Below are 20759 nucleotides of genomic sequence, written 5' to 3'. Positions count from 1 at the left end.
TTAATGGTTATTAAAATAGTGGTTAATTCATTCAAAAAAACAGACAGAGAGATTTTTTTTAATCTCCCCATCTGTTGGGTTTATTTTTAATGTGTATGTAATGCTTCTTCAATTCGAAGAATCAGATCCTGATAATGAAAACGTGTTGCTTCATCGTCGATCTTCACCCTCTTCACTAATAATTCTTTAATCCGCAGCAACTCACCGCGTTTCACCGACACATCATCCGACACCCGGTTCATTGTGGCGTAAAATAAGTTTCGGTTGGCGTATCGGCTCGACCGATCATCGCTTTCAGGATCATGAAACAGCTCACGGCTTTTTACTCCATAGTCGCACAACAAGGGCATGTGCTGATGCAACGGACAACATGCTGCCTCCTGATTTTGGAGTGACTTTTTACTTGTCTTCTCTAAAGTCTTGTTTTGAGAAATAATTAAAACATCAACAAAGTTTTTTTGTGACTGACGGGTAAAAACATCCAACTTCTGATTTTTAATTGTTTTGCTAAATATTCCCTGATGCAGATCGCTCATCATTTCTGTTAATGTATAAGCATTATCCCCATTTTCAGCTTCGTTTTGCTGCATGCGCAACAGTCGTTCCTTTTCCAGCAAGGAGTAAAAAATGCGTGCATGCAAATCCCTAAACAAGGTTGTTGGAGCGTATTCAATATCACCAATTACCGATTCCTTAATGGGATAAGATTTTTTATAAATCTCAGCATTGGCAATCCATTGAGGAATATTAATTACTTCCTCAATCAAATATTTGATCGCGTCTTTCTGTTTCGCTTTTTCAACGTGAACATAGGCTGATTTCGTTTCGCCAAATACCGGTTGATCTAAATAGATCCCCCCCACATTTGCCACAACATGATTTGCGTAAGTAAACCATTGTCCGATTACTCCCATCATCATTTTACCTGCTTTCTCGTAGCTTTCACCTTCTTCACAAGTCCATTTTTCTACTTCAGGAACAATTCGTTTCAAATTAGCCAGGCCGTAACGACTTGCTTTCATCGAATTGTCACCCAAGTCTTCGCTTTGCGCTGATGGATCGATGGTATTCTTTCCGTCTTGCTGAGGACCATAATGATACAATGGATCGTTCTCGTGCTTTCTTATCATTTGACTCAAAACCTGCACTTCGTCCCAAGGAGTATCTTCCTGAATCCAGCGATAAGCCCAGGCAATTGCGTATTTATCGTACACTCCAATTTGCGGAGTAATGTTTACCACTTCATCTTTTGGCTGCGCCACATAGTTGAAACGGGCGTAATCCATAATGGATGGAGCCGTTCCGCCCATTTTATTTGTAAATGATTTGGAACGCAAAGAATCTACCGGGAAAGTAGCTGAAGCACCCATATTGTGCATTAAACCAAGCGTATGTCCTATTTCGTGTGATGACACAAATCGGATGGCATGAGCCATGTGTTCATCGCTAAATTTATTGTCTCTTGCTTTCGGATCAATAATTCCAGTCTGAATACGAATCCAAGAATGCAGGGCAGTCATTACATTGTGCCACCAAATAACGTCAGCCTCAATAATTTCACCCGACCGGGGATCTACAACCGAAGGCCCCATTGCATTTGCCTGATTGGATGCCGCATAAGTAATCATGGAATAGCGAACATCATCACCGTCAAAATCAGGATCGTCGGTTGGTGCATCTTTTGCAACAATGGCATTTTTAAATCCAGCTTTTTCAAAAGCAGACTGCCAATCGGTAATCCCGTCTTTTATTGCCTGTCGCCACTGAGGCGGTGTTGATGGATCGATATAGTAAACAATTGGCTTTTTCGGTTCCACCAATTCTCCTGCCAAATATTTTTCTACATCTTCAGATTTTGGCTCCAATCTCCAGCGATTCACAAACTCTCTGTTTTCAACAGCCTGCTGATCATCACTATAATAAAAATGTTTGGTTGTAAAATATCCGATTCTACGGTCTGCAAATCTTGGTTTCATCGCTTTCTTAGCCAACAAAACCATATTCGAGGTAACTTCTACGGTTACGGTAATCCCTTCTGCTTTAGTGGTCAGCAATGACTTTACAACCAGATTTTTATGAAAGCTTTTCACTTCGTTAATTTTCGAAAGATCTTTCACTGCAGCTCCCGGCATTCCAAGTATTCCAAACAAATCATTTAAACTTTTTTCCGATCCGTCGAATACCTTATTTACCTTAAATACATAGGTAGTTGAGTCTTTTCCAAAACAAGCCAAATCGAAGCATTCTCTGATGGAAGGCATGTAATTATCTTCCACCGACTGAGTAATCGCATCCCCTGCTTTCCCTTCGTAGTATGGATGATAAGTTTTCACCCAAATTTTTTCAGTTAAAGTATCCACTTCGAAACGAATCAATAAATTTTGATAATTGATTCCTTTGTTAAAACCCAACTCATTAATCTCAGAAGGCACTTTAGAGATTTTATTGACCAAAAGAAAATCGCGGTTCAGCAACGAATCCGAAATTTCGAAATAGTAATCCTTTTTTACTCTGTGAATAGCTATTACTCCTTTTTTCGTGATCGCATCCGAAGTAATGATTTCATCGTACTTTTTTAGTTTTGAATCTTTATCTTTTCCTTTCGTAGTATCCGACTCGGTTTCTGTCTTTTTCTTTTTCCAGAAAGTAAAAATTCCGTCTTCCGCAGAAACAGAAGATCGTTCTGATGCTGGTGACGGCAAACTCATTCCCCCCAGAATACATGCCATCAAAAACAGTCGGGTAATTTTGTGATTTGGTGTGATTGTACTTACGTTCATTTAATCTATTTTGTTTGTAGTTGTAAGCATCGCCCCTACACGGATACTCACGTCATTACATCATTCAATTTTTGTTCGTTTCAATACTGCCAAATGAATTTCATTGAGCAATAATTCGAAACAAAAATGAATTAATTTTGATCTGCAAGAAAAAAGAAGGGAGTGAACCGGAAAGATTAAGGAGTGAATGACAGGAAAACCGGTATGAAGCCTTCACACCGACTGGAAAAATAATCTTTACGGATTAAAACAAAGGCAGTTTTACCCGGAAAAAGCCATTTTCAATTCCATAAACAGGTTGCTTGTTGCCCAAAAAAGCATACAAAGCCTCCAGCGTTTTTAATCCGGTACCCGGACTGTGACTCCTGTCGGTGCGGGGTTGGTACGGATTTTCGACAATTAAATCATATTCGTCTGAAACAGATATACGAATAGTGAGTGGTTTTTCGCTTGTTATTATATTGTGTTTGATGGCATTTTCAACCAATGATTGTATGCTGACAGATGGTAGTTTTCTGTTCAGTGCTTCTTCTTTAATATCATATTCTAAAAGTAGGTTGTCGCCAAAGCGGATTTTCTGCAGGAAAAGATACTGCTTAATAAAATCGAGCTCCTGTTTTAAACTGATCAGATTACTGTTGTTGCTATCCAATAAATAACGGTAGACCTTCGATAAACTCAGAATAAACTTTCTGGCCAGTTTTGGCTCTCCCTCTACCAAAGCGTAAAGGGAATTTAGAGAATTAAATAAGAAATGCGGATTGATCTGGTTTTTAATATTCTTTAGCTGTGCTTTTACTTTTTCTTCTTCCTCTTCGAGAGCCTTGCGCCGCAATTCGAGAGTTTCGCTAATATCAAAGCAAAAACTGGAAACACCTACAACTTTGCCTTCTGCGTCGGATATGGCGTTAAATATCTGCTGATAATCGATGCCGTGCCTTTTAAATTCCACTAAAAAATGATCTCCTGCCAATGCCCGATCCAAATGCTTTTTCATCTGAATGCGGAAATCACCATAATAAGTATCCAATGAATTACTTCCCAGCCGAATGTTATCGCCCTCATTTTTCTCCAGATTCAATTTATGAACACTATTAAAACTTGTGTACCTGTAATTTTTATCCACCGAAAAAATCATGATCTGATCGGTACTCTCCATGATCGAAGACAATTTGCTTACCTCATTGCGATGCTTCCTTTCGGCCCTTTGTCTTTTGCTAAATTCAAGAAACCACCTGCGCTGGGAAAAGTAAAGAAATACCATTAGTAAAAGAGCCAAAACCAAACCAATCAGAAAAGTTGAATTGCGGATTTCCTGAACAGATTCTTTCACATTAAAAAGAGGAACACTAACAGTTACCAGCCATTTTTTATCCAAATTACCAATTTTAACCGGCTGATATACCCTCATAACAGGCACTTGTAAATAATCAGACTGCACTTCTTCCTGATATTTATTTCCTGATGCCAGAACATCATGAATCCTTGCCCCTTCAGCCAAAGTATCAATTCGCTTTCCAATTAATTTTTCATCCGGATGAGAAATACAGAATCCTTGTTCCGAAATAATAGTTACATAAGCTCTTCCCAATGATTCGTTGTCATAAAAATGCTGCTGAAACTGATACAAATCCAAATCTGTTCCTAAAACCCCAACAATCTGATCATTTTTAATCACTGGCTCCAGTACCGTTGCAAGCAAACGATTATCAGAACTCCAATAGGGTGCCGAAATCATCTCTCTTCCCTGAATCATCAGCTTTTCGATTAAATCCAGCTGCTTATCTAAAAGTGCACTTTTAACAATTTCATTCCCCTTCTTCCTAAAATACACGTTCAATTTTCCCGGACCGGAAGTATCATTTCCATCAATTGATGAATACCAACAGGCATTTAATTCGTTTCTGAGTTTTAATTCCGACTGCAGCGTTTTTACAATTACCTTTTCATCCTGCCCGGTAAAATCAATAGACTCCACCAACACATTGGCCATTAAACCAGTGCGAAGAACACTGCCGTCCAATTCGTTTTTAACGATTAAAAAACTATTTTGCGCTTTGGAGACAGCCAGGTCCAGACTCATTTTCCCGGCAGTAACGGCCATCTTCTCACCTATTAAATAAGCGACACCTCCAAAACTCAGAATAATAATTATCCCGACCAGTATAATTGATTTGTTACGAAATTTCATTCTTTATTGTAAGTAAAGCACAAATGTAGCAGATCAAAAGAGTAGTATCCAAATTGCAGCCGGAAAAAGATTACAAATCTTAGAAACTGTTTAAAAATTTATCCTTTGGCTTTTTTATAAGCCAAAAACCTCATAATTGCGTTAAATTATCTTTAAATAGAACCACTGTTCGCCTCAAATTTGTCTTATTCTGAATCTTTTTTCTTCGATAAAAATTTCTAAAAATAAATTGATACAGTTTCTTACAACCTGTATCAATTCCTGCAAAATATTGCCTGCTTCTATATAATCCATCTAAATAACATGTTTCTCAACATATTTTCATCAGTAAGCTAAGTGATCTATAACCAGAACTTTTGCTTTTGCAATATCGTTTGCACTAAAAAAATCACTATTAACAGGTATTGCGTGAGAAAACAGAAAAGAGTTCCTTTGCACCCTTACAGCAAAAAAGAGCTTTAAGTCTTCTTCTTTTGCTGCTTAAAAAAAGAATAAGAGAAACTGTAATACCAAAAATTTTAAGCGGACAAGCATCAGGAGTCCTGTAGTAATTTTGATTTTTAAAATCAATACAAGACGGATGATTGTTCCATTCAACCATTGAAATAAATCATTATTAGAATGAAAAGAGTTCAATTTAAAGCCGGTGAATGGCAAAAAACGATTAACGTTAGAGATTTCGTTAGTAATAATTTAACTTCTTACACAGGAGATGCTTCATTTTTAACAGGAGCAACAGAACGCACAAAAAAACTTTGGAATATCTGCAAAGAGGCCGTTAAAGAAGAACGTGCCAACAATGGAGTTCGCTCAATCGATACAGAAACAGTGTCGGCTATTGCTTCTCACGGAGCCGGATATATCGATAAATCCTTAGAGCTGATTGTTGGTTTGCAGGCCGATGAACTTCTTCGCAGAGCCATGAAGCCTTACGGCGGTATTGCTGTGGTTGAGAAAGCATGCACAGAACAAGGTCTTGAAGTATCAGATCGTGTAAAGGACATCTTCCGCAACTATGCAAAAACACACAACGATGGTGTTTTTGATGCTTACACCGACGAAATCCGTAAGTTTCGTTCCTTAGGCTTCCTAACTGGTTTGCCTGACAATTATGCACGTGGCCGTATTATTGGTGATTACCGTCGTGTAGCACTTTATGGAATTGATCGTTTGATTGCAGCTAAAAAGGAAGATTTGAATGGTTTAACCGGAACCATGACAGATCAATTGATTCGTCTTCGCGAAGAAGTAGCCGAACAAATAAAAGCTCTTGGCGAAATCAAAAAGCTGGGTGAGAAATACGGACTGGAATTGAATCGTCCGGCTGAGACAGCTCAGGAAGCAATTCAGTGGGTTTACATGGGCTATCTTGCGGCAGTAAAAGAGCAGGATGGTGCGGCAATGTCATTGGGTAATGTTTCAACTTTTTTGGATGCCTATATCAACAGAGATTTGGAAGCAGGTTTTATTACCGAAGAGTTTGCTCAGGAAATGCTTGACCAATTCGTAATGAAACTGCGTATGGTTCGTCATCTTCGTATGAATGCTTACGATGAGATTTTTGCGGGTGATCCAACCTGGGTAACTGAATCGATCGGTGGAAACACAATTGACGGCAGAACCAAAGTAACCAAAACATCCTTCCGTTTCTTAAATACATTATATACTCTCGGAGCTTCACCGGAACCAAACATGACGGTTCTTTGGTCGGAGAAATTGCCTGAAGGATTCAAGAAATTCTGTGCTCAGGTTTCTATCGATACTTCTTCTATTCAGTATGAGAATGATCAGTTGATGTGTGATACCCGTAAATCGGATGATTACGGAATTGCCTGCTGCGTTTCCTATCAGGAAATCGGAAAGCAGATTCAATTTTTTGGTGCCCGCTGTAATCTGGCAAAAACCCTTCTTTTATCGTTGAACGGCGGACGTTGCGAGAAAACAGGAACTCAGCTGATCAATGGCATTCCTGCCATGAGCAGTGATGAATTGAATTTCGACGAAGTAATGAGCAACTACATGATTGCGATGAAAGAAATGGCTCGTGTTTACAACGATTCAATGAACATCATCCATTACATGCACGATAAATATTACTACGAAAAAGCTCAGATGGCTTTGGTGGATACCAATCCGGCTATCAATCTTGCTTATGGTATTGCCGGTCTTTCGATTGTTGCCGATTCCTTATCAGCCATTAAAAATGCAAAAGTAACTGCCGTTCGTAACGAAGAAGGTTTGACCTGCGATTTTAAAATTGAAGGAGATTTTCCATACTATGGAAACGACGATGATGCAGTAGATTGTTTTGCTGTTCAAATCCCAAATCTATTCAATAGCTTGTTGAAAGAACTGCATACTTATAAGAATGCTGAACCAACCATGTCGATCCTTACCATTACCTCGAACGTAGTTTATGGATTGAAAACCGGTGCTACTCCCGATGGCCGGGCTGCAGGTGTTCCTTTTGCTCCCGGAGCCAATCCAATGCACGGACGTGATTCTCACGGGGCAATTGCTTCTTTAAACTCTGTAGCCAAAATCAACTACGAAGATTCGTTGGATGGTATTTCGAACACCTTCTCTATTGTTCCTAAATCGTTGGGAGCAACAGCAGCAACCCGTCAGGATAATCTGGTTACCATGATGGATGCTTACTTTATGAAAGGTGCTCATCACCTAAACGTAAATGTGTTGGACCGCGCGATGCTGGAGGATGCAATGGAACATCCTGAAGAATATCCTCAGCTGACCATCCGTGTTTCGGGTTATGCTGTAAACTTTGTACGTTTAACCCGTGAGCAGCAACTGGAGGTGATCTCCCGCAGCTTTTTCGAGAGAATGTAAGATCGTTGAATTATCCTAAAGAGTTCCGGAGCTTTCTTTGAGAGTTTCCGGCCTCTTTTTTTTGATACTCATTCACTAAACAAGCAAATCATGTTAAACGTTCATTCTTTTGAATCATTAGGTACTTACGACGGCCCGGGAATCCGACTGGTCGTATTTCTGCAGGGATGCGCCTTTAAATGTTTGTACTGTGCCAACCCCGATACCATTACTTTCGAAGGAGGAACACCGACTCCGCTTGAAGAAATCATGAGAATGGCACGTAATCAACGTCCTTTCTTTGGGAAAATTGGTGGGGTAACCATTTCGGGCGGAGAACCGCTTTGGCAGGCGAAAGAACTCAAAATTCTTTTCAGACAACTGAAAGAGGAGGGCTTTAACACTTGTATCGACAGCAATGGAAATGTACTTACCGATGATGTTAAAGAATTGCTGCAGCATACAGATTTGGTTCTGCTCGACATCAAACACATCAACCCGGACTGGCATCAAAAGATAACTGGTAAACGCAACGATACCACTCTTAAATTTGCAGCATACCTCCGCGAGAAAGAGGTGAAAGTGTGGATGCGTTATGTGCTGGTTCCCGGGTACTCCGATCAGCCTGAATATCTGCACGAGATGGGGAAATATTTTCAGGAATACGGAAACATTGAAAAGCTGGAAATTCAGCCCTATCACAAACTGGGCGTTCACAAATATGAACACTTAAACATGGAATACAAACTGAGCGATGTACCTGAAAACACATTGGAACAACTGCAGGTGGCAAAGGATATCTTTCTTCGGTATTTTAAAGAAGTAATTATTAATTAGCAGTTAGCACAAAATTAAATTGCTGGGTGCAGAGCACCGCAGTATTTGTAGAAACATATTAGGTTGAAAAATAAGGTACAGCGTACCGTAACCTCCAATTTCTAACAGAAAAAATAAAAATCAATGTCATTTCAAGAATCAATTGATATTATTGAAGTAGAGAATAAAAAAACAATTGCACTAACGCAGCAGGCCTTCCATTCACCTGCTGAAACAGTTCAGGTTGTGAATCATACGGCAGAAGCAAAACAAAATACACCAGCCAATAAAGTATTTGTTTTGGCAATTCTTGCAGGCGGATACATTGCCATGGGCAGTTTGCTGGCCTTAATTGTTGGTGGCGCCATGCCCGGATTGGCTCAAACGAATCCCGGATTGCAAAAATTCTTTTTTGGTGCCGTTTTCCCATTGGGACTCATTCTTTGTGCTGTTGCCGGAGCCGAACTGTTTACCGGAAACACAGCCTACTTTATCCCTTCGGTACTATCGAAACGCATGTCGTTTAAAGTGCCGCTAAAGAATTGGGGAATTGTTTACATCGGAAATTTTATCGGATCTATTATTGTTGCCTATTTTTTGGTTTATCTTACTGAAGTTTTGATGAATTCTCCTTCGGCAGATACCGCAATTAAAATCGCAATTGCAAAAACATCGGCTCCCTTCTACAAAACATTCCTAAAAGGAATTGCCTGCAACTGGATGGTGGCATTGGCCATGTGGCTGGCTTATGCAGCTAAGGATATCACCGGTAAAATACTTGGAATCTGGTTTCCGGTGATGGCTTTCGTTGCCATGGGTTTTGAACACTGTGTAGCCAATATGTTTTTTATTCCGGTCGCTATTTTTCATGGTGCTGCCATCACTTGGATGGATTTTATTGTGAAAAATCTGATTCCTGCCACCCTCGGGAATATTGTTGGTGGTGGATTATTTGTGGGAACGGCCTATTGGTATGCTTACGATAAGAAATAATTTGGAATTTGGAATTATGTCATCCCGAGGAATCGAGGGATCTGTTTACTGAAAAGATCCTTCACTTTGTTCAGGATGACAGATAATTCGAAATCGAATGCCATATTGATAAAAAGAGGATGTTCAAACCAATGAACATCCTCTTCTATTTTTTTAAGACTCTTGGACTTTCGACCATTTGACTCTTCAAGACTCTTTATTTGCAAGTGCTATGTCATCCCGAGGAATCGAGGGATCTGCTTACTGAAAAGATCCTTCACTTTGTTCAGGATGTCAGATAATTCGAAATCGAATGCCATATTGATAAAAAGAGAATGTTCAAACCAATGAACATCCTCTTTTATTTTAAAGACTTTCGACCATTTGACTTTTCAAGCCCCTTCTCACTTATTCTTCACCCTAATTAAAGCAGCCATTTCTTTGGCCTGATCTACGCAGGTAAAAACATCTGTACCAATGGAATTGTAGGCTAAAGTCACTCCCATGCGGCGGTATTCGCGGCTGGTTGGTTTGCCAAACAAACGCAAATCAGATTTGGGATAGGCTGCGGCTTTTTCCAATCCTTCAAAATAAGGATGAGATCCTTCACTCTGCGCAAGAATTACAGCACTCGCTCCTACTCTTTCCAAACTTATTTCAGGAATAGGTAAACCCAATACGGCACGACAATGCAATTCAAATTCGCTGAAATTTTGTGTTCCGGCAAGAGTAACCATACCCGTATCGTGCGGACGGGGCGATAATTCCGAAAAAACAACCCCATCTTCACAAATAAAGAATTCTACTCCCCAAAGACCAGCACCTCCCAGTTCTCGGGTAACCATTTCAGCCATTTCCTGTGCTGCTTTTACATCGGCATCGGAAATTACAGCAGGTTGCCAGCTTTGCTGATAATCACCACGTTCCTGAACATGACCTATCGGCGGGCAAAATAAGCATGGCCCGTTCTTCTGTGTAACGGTAAGCAAAGTAATCTCCGAAGTAAATTTCACAAATGCTTCTACAATCACATCTCCGGAATCACCACGTCCTTTCGATCCGGCAATGTTCCAGGCCTTTTCAATATCAGCTTCGCATTTAATTACCGACTGCCCTTTTCCTGATGATGACATCAGGGGTTTCACCACGCAAGGTATTCCAACCTCTTCCACCACAGCATACATCTCCTCCAACGAGCCGGCATACAAATATTTTGCAGTTCTGATTCCCAGATCTTTTGCTGCCAAATCGCGGATCGCTCTTCTATCCATCGTAAAATTGGCCGCTTTTGCACTCGGAACTACCTGAATGCCTTGTTTCTCGAACTCATAAAAGCGTTCGGTACGAATGGCTTCAATTTCCGGCACAATTAAATCCGGTTGATGTTTGGCTACAAGCGCATCAAGCGCATCACCATCGAGCATATTAATCACTTCAAAAGCATCGGCAACCTGCATAGCAGGAGCTCCCGCGTAACTATCAACGGCAACTGTATTTTGTCCCAAACGTTGAGCCGCAATCACAAATTCCTTTCCCAGCTCTCCTGAGCCCAACAGTAAAATCTTCTTTACCATAAAATTACTTTCGATTTATAAATGGATTTTTAATGGTTACTAAGCAGTAAAAAGTGTAAAATTACATTCTATTTTTCTAAATCCGGGCAGAACAGATCGCTTTTTCAAACAGTAGAGGCATTTTAATGCAGGCCAACATCATTCAATTTGCAGAAAAATGACGACATTTGATTGATCAAACGAAACAGGATCACAAAATTAATGTTTAAATTTAGCCATACAATTCATCTTCTTAAGTCATCCCTATATAAATAAAGCATTATGAGTAGAGAGCACAATACCCTTACCGATTTTTTCAACTTTCTTGTTACCAAACAAAATTGCCTGCAGCAAGACAGCGAAGAAGTTATACAAGATTATTACAATTTTAGAGCTGAACGGATTGCAAAGGAAAAAGAAGAAAAAAGAATCAAACAATTAAAACGATTGGAATTAATTGTACAAAAAAGAGAAGAACAACAGGCACGTGCCCGCATGCCCAGGCCGGTAAAAGTAAAAAAACAAAGAATGACTTCGCCCGCAAAAAGCAAAGCGAAAAAAATTATCAATGACGGTACTGTTATAAAAACAATGGCCGATATACGTAGGTTGATTGACCGCATTAGAGATTAAAGTATCAACAAGCGCCTGTTGCCGCCATAAAAAAGAGGATGCCTAAAAAGCAGAATCGTAAGCTATTCAACGACTTTTTCCCTTCAATTCCCTAAAGGGAAGTCGTTGAAATTCAGTCTCTCTTTTAGATACTGGAGTAAAACCGAATTTTATTTTAGCACGAAACAATTCCTTTTTTAAACACCCTCTTTCTTCGCTTCAGAAACAACCCATTCTGAAAGCATTTGCCTTGATTATTCGATTGGATTAAGAACCACCCGAATGATCTCCGATTGCTTGCCTACCTTTTTACCCGCGTACATATAGTAGGCATAATATTCTCTAACCTCGGCAATTTTTGAATTAATCCGCGGACGGGTATCTTCAAAATACGATCCTTTTACGCTGGTCTCAAAATCATAATTCCCATCGTTTATTTTGCCGTACAGCATAATGCCATCCATGGGAAATTTAGTAAAACTGATATGAGGAACGCCCCCCACTTCTTTTCCTTTCAGATCTGGTTTCTTGCTGGTGGTTGACTCTACCTTGCTTTCGTTCACCAAACCCAATTCCAGTTTTAATTCTGGAGTAATGCCTGGCGTATTGTCAATGATTTTTTTGTATTCCCGCAATGATTTTTCAACAGAACTATGACCTCCAACATAAATAGTGCGGGAATCACGGGCTATTTTCTGATCTGCATTTTTCTGATCGCAGCGGGTTTTATCCACCTGCAGCTCTTGTATAATAGAATCAGTTGGTTCTTTGGGCAAAAGTCCATCGGTAACCAATTGAGGTGCCTTGGCCAAAAAATTGTCTCTCTTTCTGGCAAAACCAGTCTCATTGTGTTCTATAAAATCTTTTTTAACTATTATTTGTGACATCTTTTTTAATTTTTAATGATTAAACATATTCTTCAGGATCCTGTATTAAAGCTAGAAAAGATTTTTTATAAATATATATATTTTTATGATATTTTTTTTATTCGAACTACTTAACATCGCAAAAATACTGGGCTTTCAGGAGGAAAATTTATTGTTCCGGAAACGGGTCAATTGGCACATTTTTAGTGTTTTTTTTATAAATCAAAAAGTAAAATAATATATGGTTAAGTTTTGAAAATGCCTAAACAGGGCGATGCGCAATAAATCGCCACTTTTACTATGCACTACTACTGTTTAACACACAGACTTTTACCGGAGTTGTAAGCGAAAAACCAAAAAAATGACGTTTTGTTATATTTAATTTATTTTGTTAATCAATTTACGTATACTGTTTGGTCTGTAATGCCTGTATTTATTGCTTGTTCACAATAAATTTCGTTTCTGTTAAAAACACAACATGTAAATGTTTTTTCGAACAAATTGTGCCATTTTGCAATTTGCAAAAGACGTTTTACAATTTGCAAAAGACCCGTTTGAATTTGCAGGAGACGTTTTAGAAGTTAATTTTGGCATTTTTGGTGCTCCAAATGGGACAAATAGTGCCTGTTTTCGTCAAGGACAAATCGCAACATGCATTTTGCAAATTGTAAAATACCATTTGAAAGTTTTCTGGGAGCCAAATTAAAAGGCAAAAGATAGTTTCTGATCGGCATTGGATATTCTTAAATGATTAAAACCAATCAATCTCTTTAAAAAACAGTAGGGTGTTTTTTTCGCCCACTCCCCCCTACTCTCGGCAAACCAAAATAGTGTAAACATATTTTTTTTTTGATTTCCTGTTACAATTAAAAAAAAGATAAGTACATTGGGTTTCTAGTAACGATAAGTAATTACAAACTAAATAAAGCCCATGGCTTTATTTAGAAGTTGGCCACAAATGGAAAGAACGAAATGAATATTTATAGGTGATTATAGAATTGAAAAAACGGATTGAAGATTGAAGCAAGAAAAAAAATGTTTTTGCTCGCCTGCTTCTGTCCTTCGGAACAGTTATGGAAGCCCACGCAGATTGCACACAAAGGATTTTATATAAATGAGAATGGATATTGTAATAGGAGGTATTAGTTTAAATGAATTATTTACGACTGAAAATATTTCAATCCGCTCACAAAATATTTGTGAATCTAACGGACTGACAAATATTGATTCCATATTAAAATTCTACTCTGAAAATCATACTTTTAAAAAATTAAGAAATTGTGGTAATAACAGCAATGAAGAATTAATTAGTTTCTGTGAGAAACACAAGGGTTTGCATATTGAACCAACTATTCTATCCACCGACATACTATCCATAACTGTTGAACAATTATTTCTAGGCAAAGAGCTTAATATGCGTTCCAAAAATAGCTGTGGTAGAGCCAATTTAGATACGCTGGAAGATATTGTAAATTACTACAAGTTCAATAAAACATTTAAAAAGATTAGAAATTGCGGGGATGGCTCAAATGAAGAATTGATAGGTTTATGTCACAAATATATGAATTCTTCTAAAATTGAATTTCAGCTGAATAATAATCTTATTGAAGAACAAATTGACAAATTATCAGCCAGACAAAGAAAAATACTTAATAATTTAATTGAATCACAGGCTAGCAGTCTATCTGTGCGTAGCTTAAATGCAATAAATAATTTCTCAGGCTCAAATCTCTCAATTCGTGGACTCAAAGAAATCCTAATTGAGCCAAATTATGATTTAGGAAAGATTAAAAATATTGGTAGAAAGTCCATTGAAGAATTAACACTGTTTTTTTGTGAAATAAATGAACAAATTGAAACTGTTCAGCTTTTTGAAAATGATGATGAATTAACAATAGAACTTTTTAATACCTATTTGCGCAGAAAATTCTGCCTTAAACAAGAAGATATTGTCAAAATTTGGAATAACTATGATTCTGAAAATGGTTTACCTGTTTTTAAAACTATAGACACATTAATTTCAAATAGCTATATTTTTAATGACAATGAGCAAGAAATATTCAATAGAGGTTTTAATTTTTGGACTGATTCATTGCCAGAGAAGTTAGAGGATATTGCTTCAGATATTAGTTTAACGAGAGAAAGAACAAGACAGATTAGAAAAAAGCTATTGGATGAAATTGATTTAAGGTTCACTTTTTTATATGGTCTTGAATTTGATGCATTAAATTTATATGGTCTCAATGCTGATAGTGATATTGTTATAGTTGATGAAACCTTAATTGAAGAAATTCAACAGAAAGAAAGCGTTAGGTATAATGATGTATTTGCAACAAAAATATTAGCAATAATCTTTAATAAGACTCATGAAGTTGTCGGGAATATTGAAAGCCTAGCTTTCAATATTGTGAAATATAAAGGAGTAGATTCAAAATGGAACTCAATATATTTAATAAAAAAGGAAATTAAAGAATCTTATGATTTTGATTCTCTTATGATTGACGTAAAAAGAAGACTTTCAGAAAGAATTGAAGAGGATTATTCGTTTCACTTTGAAACATATTTAACTACTTTTCAATGTGATGGAGTTGAAACAGATTATTTTGTGATTACACAAATTGCAGAGCATATTATTTTCAATGAATTTACAATTACAATTGATTTAGATGATAACATAAAGTTTAAAAGAAATACAATAAAACAGGTATTTGAATATTCGTATGAAGCATTGGAAGCATTGGGAGAACCTTCAAAAGTTGACGTAATTTACCAAAAGGTTAAAAAGTTATATCCAGATTATAATACTGATGAGAATAGTATAAGGGCTTCAATGAAAAGGATAAATGGATTTGTGCCTTTTGGTAGAACAAGCATATATGGGTTAAAGGAGTGGGAAGAAGAAAGGAATATCCGAGGTGGTACAATTAGAGATATAACAGAGGAGTTCTTATTGACCCAGTTAGTACCTAAACATATTGATGAAATTACGCAATATGTCAATAAATATAGAAGCACGACTGCAAAAAATATATATTCCAATCTGCAAATGGAGGTCAATAGTAGGTTTAAATTTTATTGCGGTTTATTTATTGGTTTAAAATCAAAGCAATATCATAATCTGAAATATACTGAAGTTAAAGAAAGAAAATTAACAGTACGGTCTTGGGAAGAAAGTTTTGAATTGTTATCAGCATTTGTTTCAGAAAATTCTCGATTACCTAATTCGTCAGGTAGTGAAGAAGAACAAAAGCGATATCGCTTTATGAATGTTCAGTTAAATAAGATAAGTAAAGATAAACTTGCTAGATCAAAAGCTGAAAAAATATCAGAGCTTGTATTGAAATATCCCGTTTTAAGAAAGAAACCAGAACAAAGAATTAATAATACTAAAAACAAAGTTGTTAAACCTGTAAGCGAAAGAGTACATACTGTTACAAATCGTTGGTGGAATTCTTATAATAAGCTTTTAGCCTACTTAGAACATTATAATTCATACCCTATAGCATCAGTAGAAAGGGCTCTTTATACATTTTGTTATAATTGCAAAAGAGGCTTAGAATCAGGAAAATTACATACTACTCAAATTGAGGCACTCGAAAAAATAAACTTTGCTTTTGATACTGCTTCAATAAATAGTTGGGATGACAACTACGAAGAATTAGAATTATTTAAGACAAAGAATAATGGTTGGCCAAAATGTATTGATTCTGATAAAAAACAGATTAGATTATATAGATATTGTATGAGCTTATTTAAAGCATACAAAAATAAAACACTTTCTGATGAACAATTGGAAAAACTTGATAAGTTAGAATTCCCTTATCAGTTGGGTGTATTTAGTAATAAATGGTTAGATAATTTTGAAAAGCTAAAAAGGTTTAGAGCAACAAACCCAAGTATTTGGCCAAGAGCAAAAGGTAGTGAATTAGAAAAACCACTTTACCAATTCTGCTATCGGAATAGGAATAAGTTCATTAATGGTACCTTAGAAGATTATAAAATACAATTGTTAAATGAGATAAAATTTGATTTCTATGGATAATGTAGACCAAATAAAGAAAAAGCATATTGAAGAACTAAATTCAATCTGTGAAAAAAACGGAGTTGATTTTAAATCAATGGATAAGTTAGTGCAATCTGAACGTTTAAAAAAACTACAGAAAAGAAATCATTATATCCATCAAACAATTGATTCAGAAATTGAAAAAGCGTTAGAAAATGAGAATAAGTAAGATAATTTTAGATAATTTCCGCCAGTACCACGGTACTATTGAAATTGATTTGCAAACACAAGGAAAACAAAATATTGTGTTAATTGGTGGTAAAAATGGTTTCGGTAAAACAAACTTTCTTATTTCCATTGTTTGGTGTCTCTATGGTGAGAAGATTACACAGATAGATGAAAGTTTTAAACGTGAAGTTCAAAAAGAGACAAATTATCAAAAGTTTATTAAGCAATCATTGAATTGGACTTCAAAAGATGAAAATAACTCTGAATTTTCAGTCGAAATTCAATTTGAAGAAATTGATTACCCTGCAAACTTAAAGGTTTCTGATAATAAGATTTTCATTAGAAGAGTATTTAATACCGATAAAATTGAAGAAAAGGTATTAATTCTAAATTCTCAAGGTGAAGAATTATTTAACGAACCTGAAGACAAAGTAAGCTTTATCAATGATTATTTGATTCCACTAGAAGCAGCAAAATTTGTGTTCTTTGATGCTGAAAAAATTGCTTCATGGGCTGAACTTTCAACAAAAGATGAAGGAAATGTTTTAAATGATGCTTTAGGAAAACTGCTTGGTCTTGATTTATATGAAAATCTGAAAGAAGATATATCAGTTTATAGCAATAATTTAAAGAAAGAAGGGGCAAATACTAATATTAAGGAACAAATAATAAATACTGAAAAGGCAATAGAGTTAAATAAAGGAAAAATTGAGGATATTGATTTAAAATCGGCTCTTAATGAAACGAATATTAAAGAGTTGAAAGACAAAATTAAGGAATACCAAATCTTTCTTAATAAAAATAGCCGCAAAGAAACAACTTCATTTAAACGTGAGGATTTATTTAATGAACTTACAGTATTACAGGGCAAAAAAGAAGAACTTGAAAAAAGGTTCAATGAGTTAAGCGAATTGGCTCCTTTAGCAATGCTTGGAGGAAAAATAGAAGAAGTACTTGAACAGATTGATTTGCAAGAACAATCAATATCGGACATTGAGAATAACGAAGTCATAAAGAAAAAACTTGATAGCTTCACTGAGAAACTGTTTAACCAGCCTCCAGAACCCGAAGATGGTTCAATGTCATTTAAAAATAAAATCTTTTACTCCGATAAAGCACAGGGTTTATTAAACGAACTATTTGAAGTAAAAGAATCTGATAATAGTACTGACTTTGAGCTTGATTTAAATAATGCGGATAAGGAACTAATATTTAAAACATCACAGATATTACAACAACAATCAAAGGAATTGTTTGAGTCAACTATATCTGAGTTTAATACTGTTCAGGTAGCTATTGCTGCAAAAGACAAACAAATTAAAATGATTGATTCCGATTTAGAGGATGAAACTATTTTAGAAACAGTAACCTTAAAAGATGAAGCCGACAGAAGGCTAGAAAAGATTATTGCTGAGAATGGGGCGCTTGAAAACCAAAAAGACAAGCTATTTAAAGATAATGTGCGATTGAATCAACAATACAATATTTTACTTCAAAAAAGCAGTGGGAATCAACTGATTAAAAACAAGGTTGCAGAAGCAAAGAAGTATATTGATACATTACAGACATTTATTGACAATCAAAAACGGTCTAAAAAAGAAGCTTTAGCCAATAATCTTTTGTCGGAGCTTCAAAAGTTGATGCATAAAATGCAACATAAAGGTTCAAGTTTTATTGAAGATTCAAGAATTGACATTCTCCCTGATGGAAAGGGCCTTAAAGTTTCAATTTTAGATTCAGATGGTAATGAAATTCCCAAAGAAAGCTTCTCAACTGGTGAAAAGCAGATTTATATTTCCTGCTTAATTAAAGCAATTCTAAGCGAGTCAATTCAAAATTTTCCAATTTTTATTGATACCCCATTGGGGAGATTAGACCATGAACACATTGAAAATATATTAAATAATTACTATCCTGATTTATCTAGTCAGGTTGTTTTGTTAGCTACAAATAATGAAATAACACCTCGTCGTTTCAAATCTATTTTAGATAAGGTATCTAAATCTTATTTGATAGTAAACGAGAATAAGAAATCTAATTTTAAACCAGGTTATTTTCAAAGTTATGAGAATTAAAATAGATAAACATTCCGAAGAAAGAATTGATAGAATAAAATCTATATATAAATTCAATTCAGAGACTGTTGTTCCAAGGCTAGCTTTTGCATATAGTCTGCAAACAAATAAACGCTTTGATTTGCAGTTAGATGTTGTCCCAAAAACTGATGGAAGGGAGTTTCGTGATGACAAAGGGTTATTTGGTTCCGTTATAGAAGGTGTATCAAATTTACCGATATATAAGTCAATTTTAGAAGAATATTATAAAGCTTCAGTATTTGATGAGGATTTTATCAGGTACTTCAAATTACATTTAGACCATGGATTGTCTTTGTTAGAAAACAGACTTTCTAAAACTGACTTTACAAGTGGTGGTCATATTTCGCTTTTAATGAAACTTGTAAAGCATGGCCTTGACTTACAATCAAGTTCTGTTTCTATTGTAAGCTGTGTTAAAAAACAAACAGTAGTAAAAGAATACTCAGAACCATTATCATTTATACTCGGTTCAACAAAAGAGAATGAACAAATTGAGATAAAAATTAATGATTTAACAGAATTCGACAATAGAAATATTGCTATAGCTGGTATGGCAGGTTCTGGTAAAACTCAATTGATTAAAGACGTTTTATATCAGATTTCTAGAAATACTAAAAATCAGCTCAAATATATTTTCTTTGATTACAAAGGTGAAGGGAATGCTTCTCAGTTGAAGCCATTTTTGGATAAGACAAATTGTGAGTTTATTGATATTTTGAATGATGGGTTTAAATTCAACCCTCTAGTTTCTATAAATATAAGCGAAGGTGAGCGTCAAAAAACATTTAGTGTAAAAGCATTTGTAGATACAATCGGCACTTTTGTTCCACAAATGGGAACTTCACAGAAGCATATCTTACAAACAGTAATAACTAATTTAATTGAGGAAAAAGGTAATACTTATCCAAACATGTCAGAGCTTTCTAATGCACTTGAAGAGTATTATGAGGTTACTAAAACAAAACCTGACACCTTACTTGCTGCAATTAAAGACCTATCAAGTGGACTTTTTACGGATGATATTTCCGAAAACATTATTGAGAAAAGTATTTATCTTAATTTGCCACCAACATTATCTGATACTTTAAGGCAATTGTGTGTATTTCTACTATTAAGGTATTTTAATTTCTTTTTTAGTTCTGCAAATGATGCCGAACCGAAAGATAATATTATTCCGTTGAGATATGTGATTGTTATTGACGAAGCTCATATCTACTTAAAGAATAAAAATGCTAGGAAAGCACTAGAAGACTTATTAAGGCTTTTACGTTCAAAAGGGGTGATTGTCGTAATGCTTTCACAAGGTGTTGAAGATTATAAAACTAAAGACTTTGATTTTGCTTCACAGGTAAAATTACCAATCTGCCTAAACGTTCAAAACAAAGACCCGAAAATGATAAAAACATTCGTCGGAACACCAAGGAGCGAGCATAAATTAATTAATGAAATCAACCGTCTTGATTCAGGTTTAGGTCTAATCAATCTTGACGAACCAAAAACAATCAAGATTAGACAATTTTGGAAAACAATAGAAAATGAATAATCAGCCCCCGCTCCCGCACGATTGTATCGTGTGGTTTGTAAAGGTTAGTATATAATGTTTAGCCCAGCGTACTAGAATGGTGGATTTAGAGTGAATAAGAAATTTTGAATGAAGTGATTGTGGTGATGTAATAAGCATACGATAAAATCGTGCGGTAGCAAAGGAAAAGCCGGTTCTCCGGCAAGATTTAAATGGTACGATTAGAGAAGATTACAGGGCTAACGCCCCTTTGCATTGGTGCGAAAACTGTCTGCTACGAAGACATCAGGGCTA

The 20759-nt window shown here is 36.0% G+C and carries 13 protein-coding genes; 9 read left to right on the top strand and 4 right to left on the bottom strand.

The annotated features are described in order from the left end of the window. Positions 1–86 precede the first annotated feature (86 nt). Both QUH73_RS02130 and QUH73_RS02125 read right to left on the bottom strand, forming a co-directional pair. Positions 87–2780: a zinc-dependent metalloprotease gene (locus QUH73_RS02130; protein WP_289528825.1), complete on the bottom strand. Its 2694-nt coding sequence runs from the start codon at positions 2778–2780 to the stop codon at positions 87–89. 244 nt (positions 2781–3024) lie between these two features. Continuing rightward, the gene (locus QUH73_RS02125) at positions 3025–4971 is read right to left on the bottom strand and encodes a histidine kinase (protein WP_289528824.1); all 1947 of its coding nucleotides are present in this window, start codon (positions 4969–4971) and stop codon (positions 3025–3027) included. Positions 4972–5592: 621 nt separating this feature from the next. Between QUH73_RS02125 and pflB the strand changes: the two genes are divergently transcribed. The 3 genes from pflB (at position 5593) to QUH73_RS02110 (ending at position 9606) form a co-directional block, all read left to right on the top strand. Continuing rightward, entirely contained in the window at positions 5593–7818 is a 2226-nt protein-coding gene (gene pflB / locus QUH73_RS02120; protein ID WP_289528823.1) for a formate C-acetyltransferase, read from the top strand. Positions 7819–7908: 90 nt separating this feature from the next. Beyond that, entirely contained in the window at positions 7909–8634 is a 726-nt protein-coding gene (gene pflA / locus QUH73_RS02115; RefSeq protein ID WP_289528822.1) for a pyruvate formate-lyase-activating protein, read from the top strand. Positions 8635–8757: 123 nt separating this feature from the next. After that, entirely contained in the window at positions 8758–9606 is an 849-nt protein-coding gene (locus QUH73_RS02110; RefSeq protein ID WP_289528821.1) for a formate/nitrite transporter family protein, read from the top strand. A 383-nt stretch (positions 9607–9989) separates the two neighbouring features. Here QUH73_RS02110 and purT read toward each other — a convergent pair whose 3' ends face one another. Beyond that, a complete protein-coding gene (gene purT, locus QUH73_RS02105) occupies positions 9990–11159 on the bottom strand; it encodes a formate-dependent phosphoribosylglycinamide formyltransferase (RefSeq protein WP_289528820.1) in 1170 nt (389 codons plus the stop codon). Positions 11160–11420: 261 nt separating this feature from the next. On the opposite strand from purT, the gene QUH73_RS02100 reads away from it, so the two are divergent. Continuing rightward, entirely contained in the window at positions 11421–11771 is a 351-nt protein-coding gene (locus tag QUH73_RS02100; RefSeq protein ID WP_289528819.1) for a hypothetical protein, read from the top strand. 233 nt (positions 11772–12004) lie between these two features. On the opposite strand, the gene QUH73_RS02095 is transcribed toward QUH73_RS02100, so the two are convergent. After that, a complete protein-coding gene (locus QUH73_RS02095; RefSeq protein WP_289528818.1) occupies positions 12005–12637 on the bottom strand; it encodes a hypothetical protein in 633 nt (210 codons plus the stop codon). Positions 12638–13127: 490 nt separating this feature from the next. Between QUH73_RS02095 and QUH73_RS02090 the strand changes: the two genes are divergently transcribed. The 5 genes from QUH73_RS02090 (at position 13128) to QUH73_RS02070 (ending at position 20486) form a co-directional block, all read left to right on the top strand. Further along, on the top strand, positions 13128–13322 hold the full coding sequence (locus QUH73_RS02090; protein ID WP_289528817.1) for a hypothetical protein: 195 nt from the start codon (positions 13128–13130) through the stop codon (positions 13320–13322). A 414-nt stretch (positions 13323–13736) separates the two neighbouring features. Continuing rightward, complete coding sequence (locus tag QUH73_RS02085; RefSeq protein ID WP_289528816.1) at positions 13737–16658, top strand: hypothetical protein; 2922 nt, start codon at positions 13737–13739, stop codon at positions 16656–16658. Further along, on the top strand, positions 16651–16848 hold the full coding sequence (locus QUH73_RS02080) for a DNA modification system-associated small protein (RefSeq protein ID WP_289528815.1): 198 nt from the start codon (positions 16651–16653) through the stop codon (positions 16846–16848). Before QUH73_RS02085 ends, QUH73_RS02080 begins: the two co-directional genes overlap by 8 nt. Next, entirely contained in the window at positions 16835–18922 is a 2088-nt protein-coding gene (gene dndD / locus QUH73_RS02075; protein WP_289528814.1) for a DNA sulfur modification protein DndD, read from the top strand. The genes QUH73_RS02080 and dndD overlap by 14 nt, the downstream gene beginning before the upstream one ends. Continuing rightward, the gene (locus tag QUH73_RS02070) at positions 18912–20486 is read left to right on the top strand and encodes a DndE family protein (RefSeq protein WP_289528813.1); all 1575 of its coding nucleotides are present in this window, start codon (positions 18912–18914) and stop codon (positions 20484–20486) included. The genes dndD and QUH73_RS02070 overlap by 11 nt, the downstream gene beginning before the upstream one ends. The last annotated feature ends 273 nt before the right edge of the window (positions 20487–20759 follow it).

Source organism: Labilibaculum sp. K2S (genome assembly GCF_030372765.1).
Taxonomy (GTDB): domain Bacteria; phylum Bacteroidota; class Bacteroidia; order Bacteroidales; family Marinifilaceae; genus Labilibaculum.
This window is presented reverse-complemented; position numbering and strand designations above follow the sequence as displayed.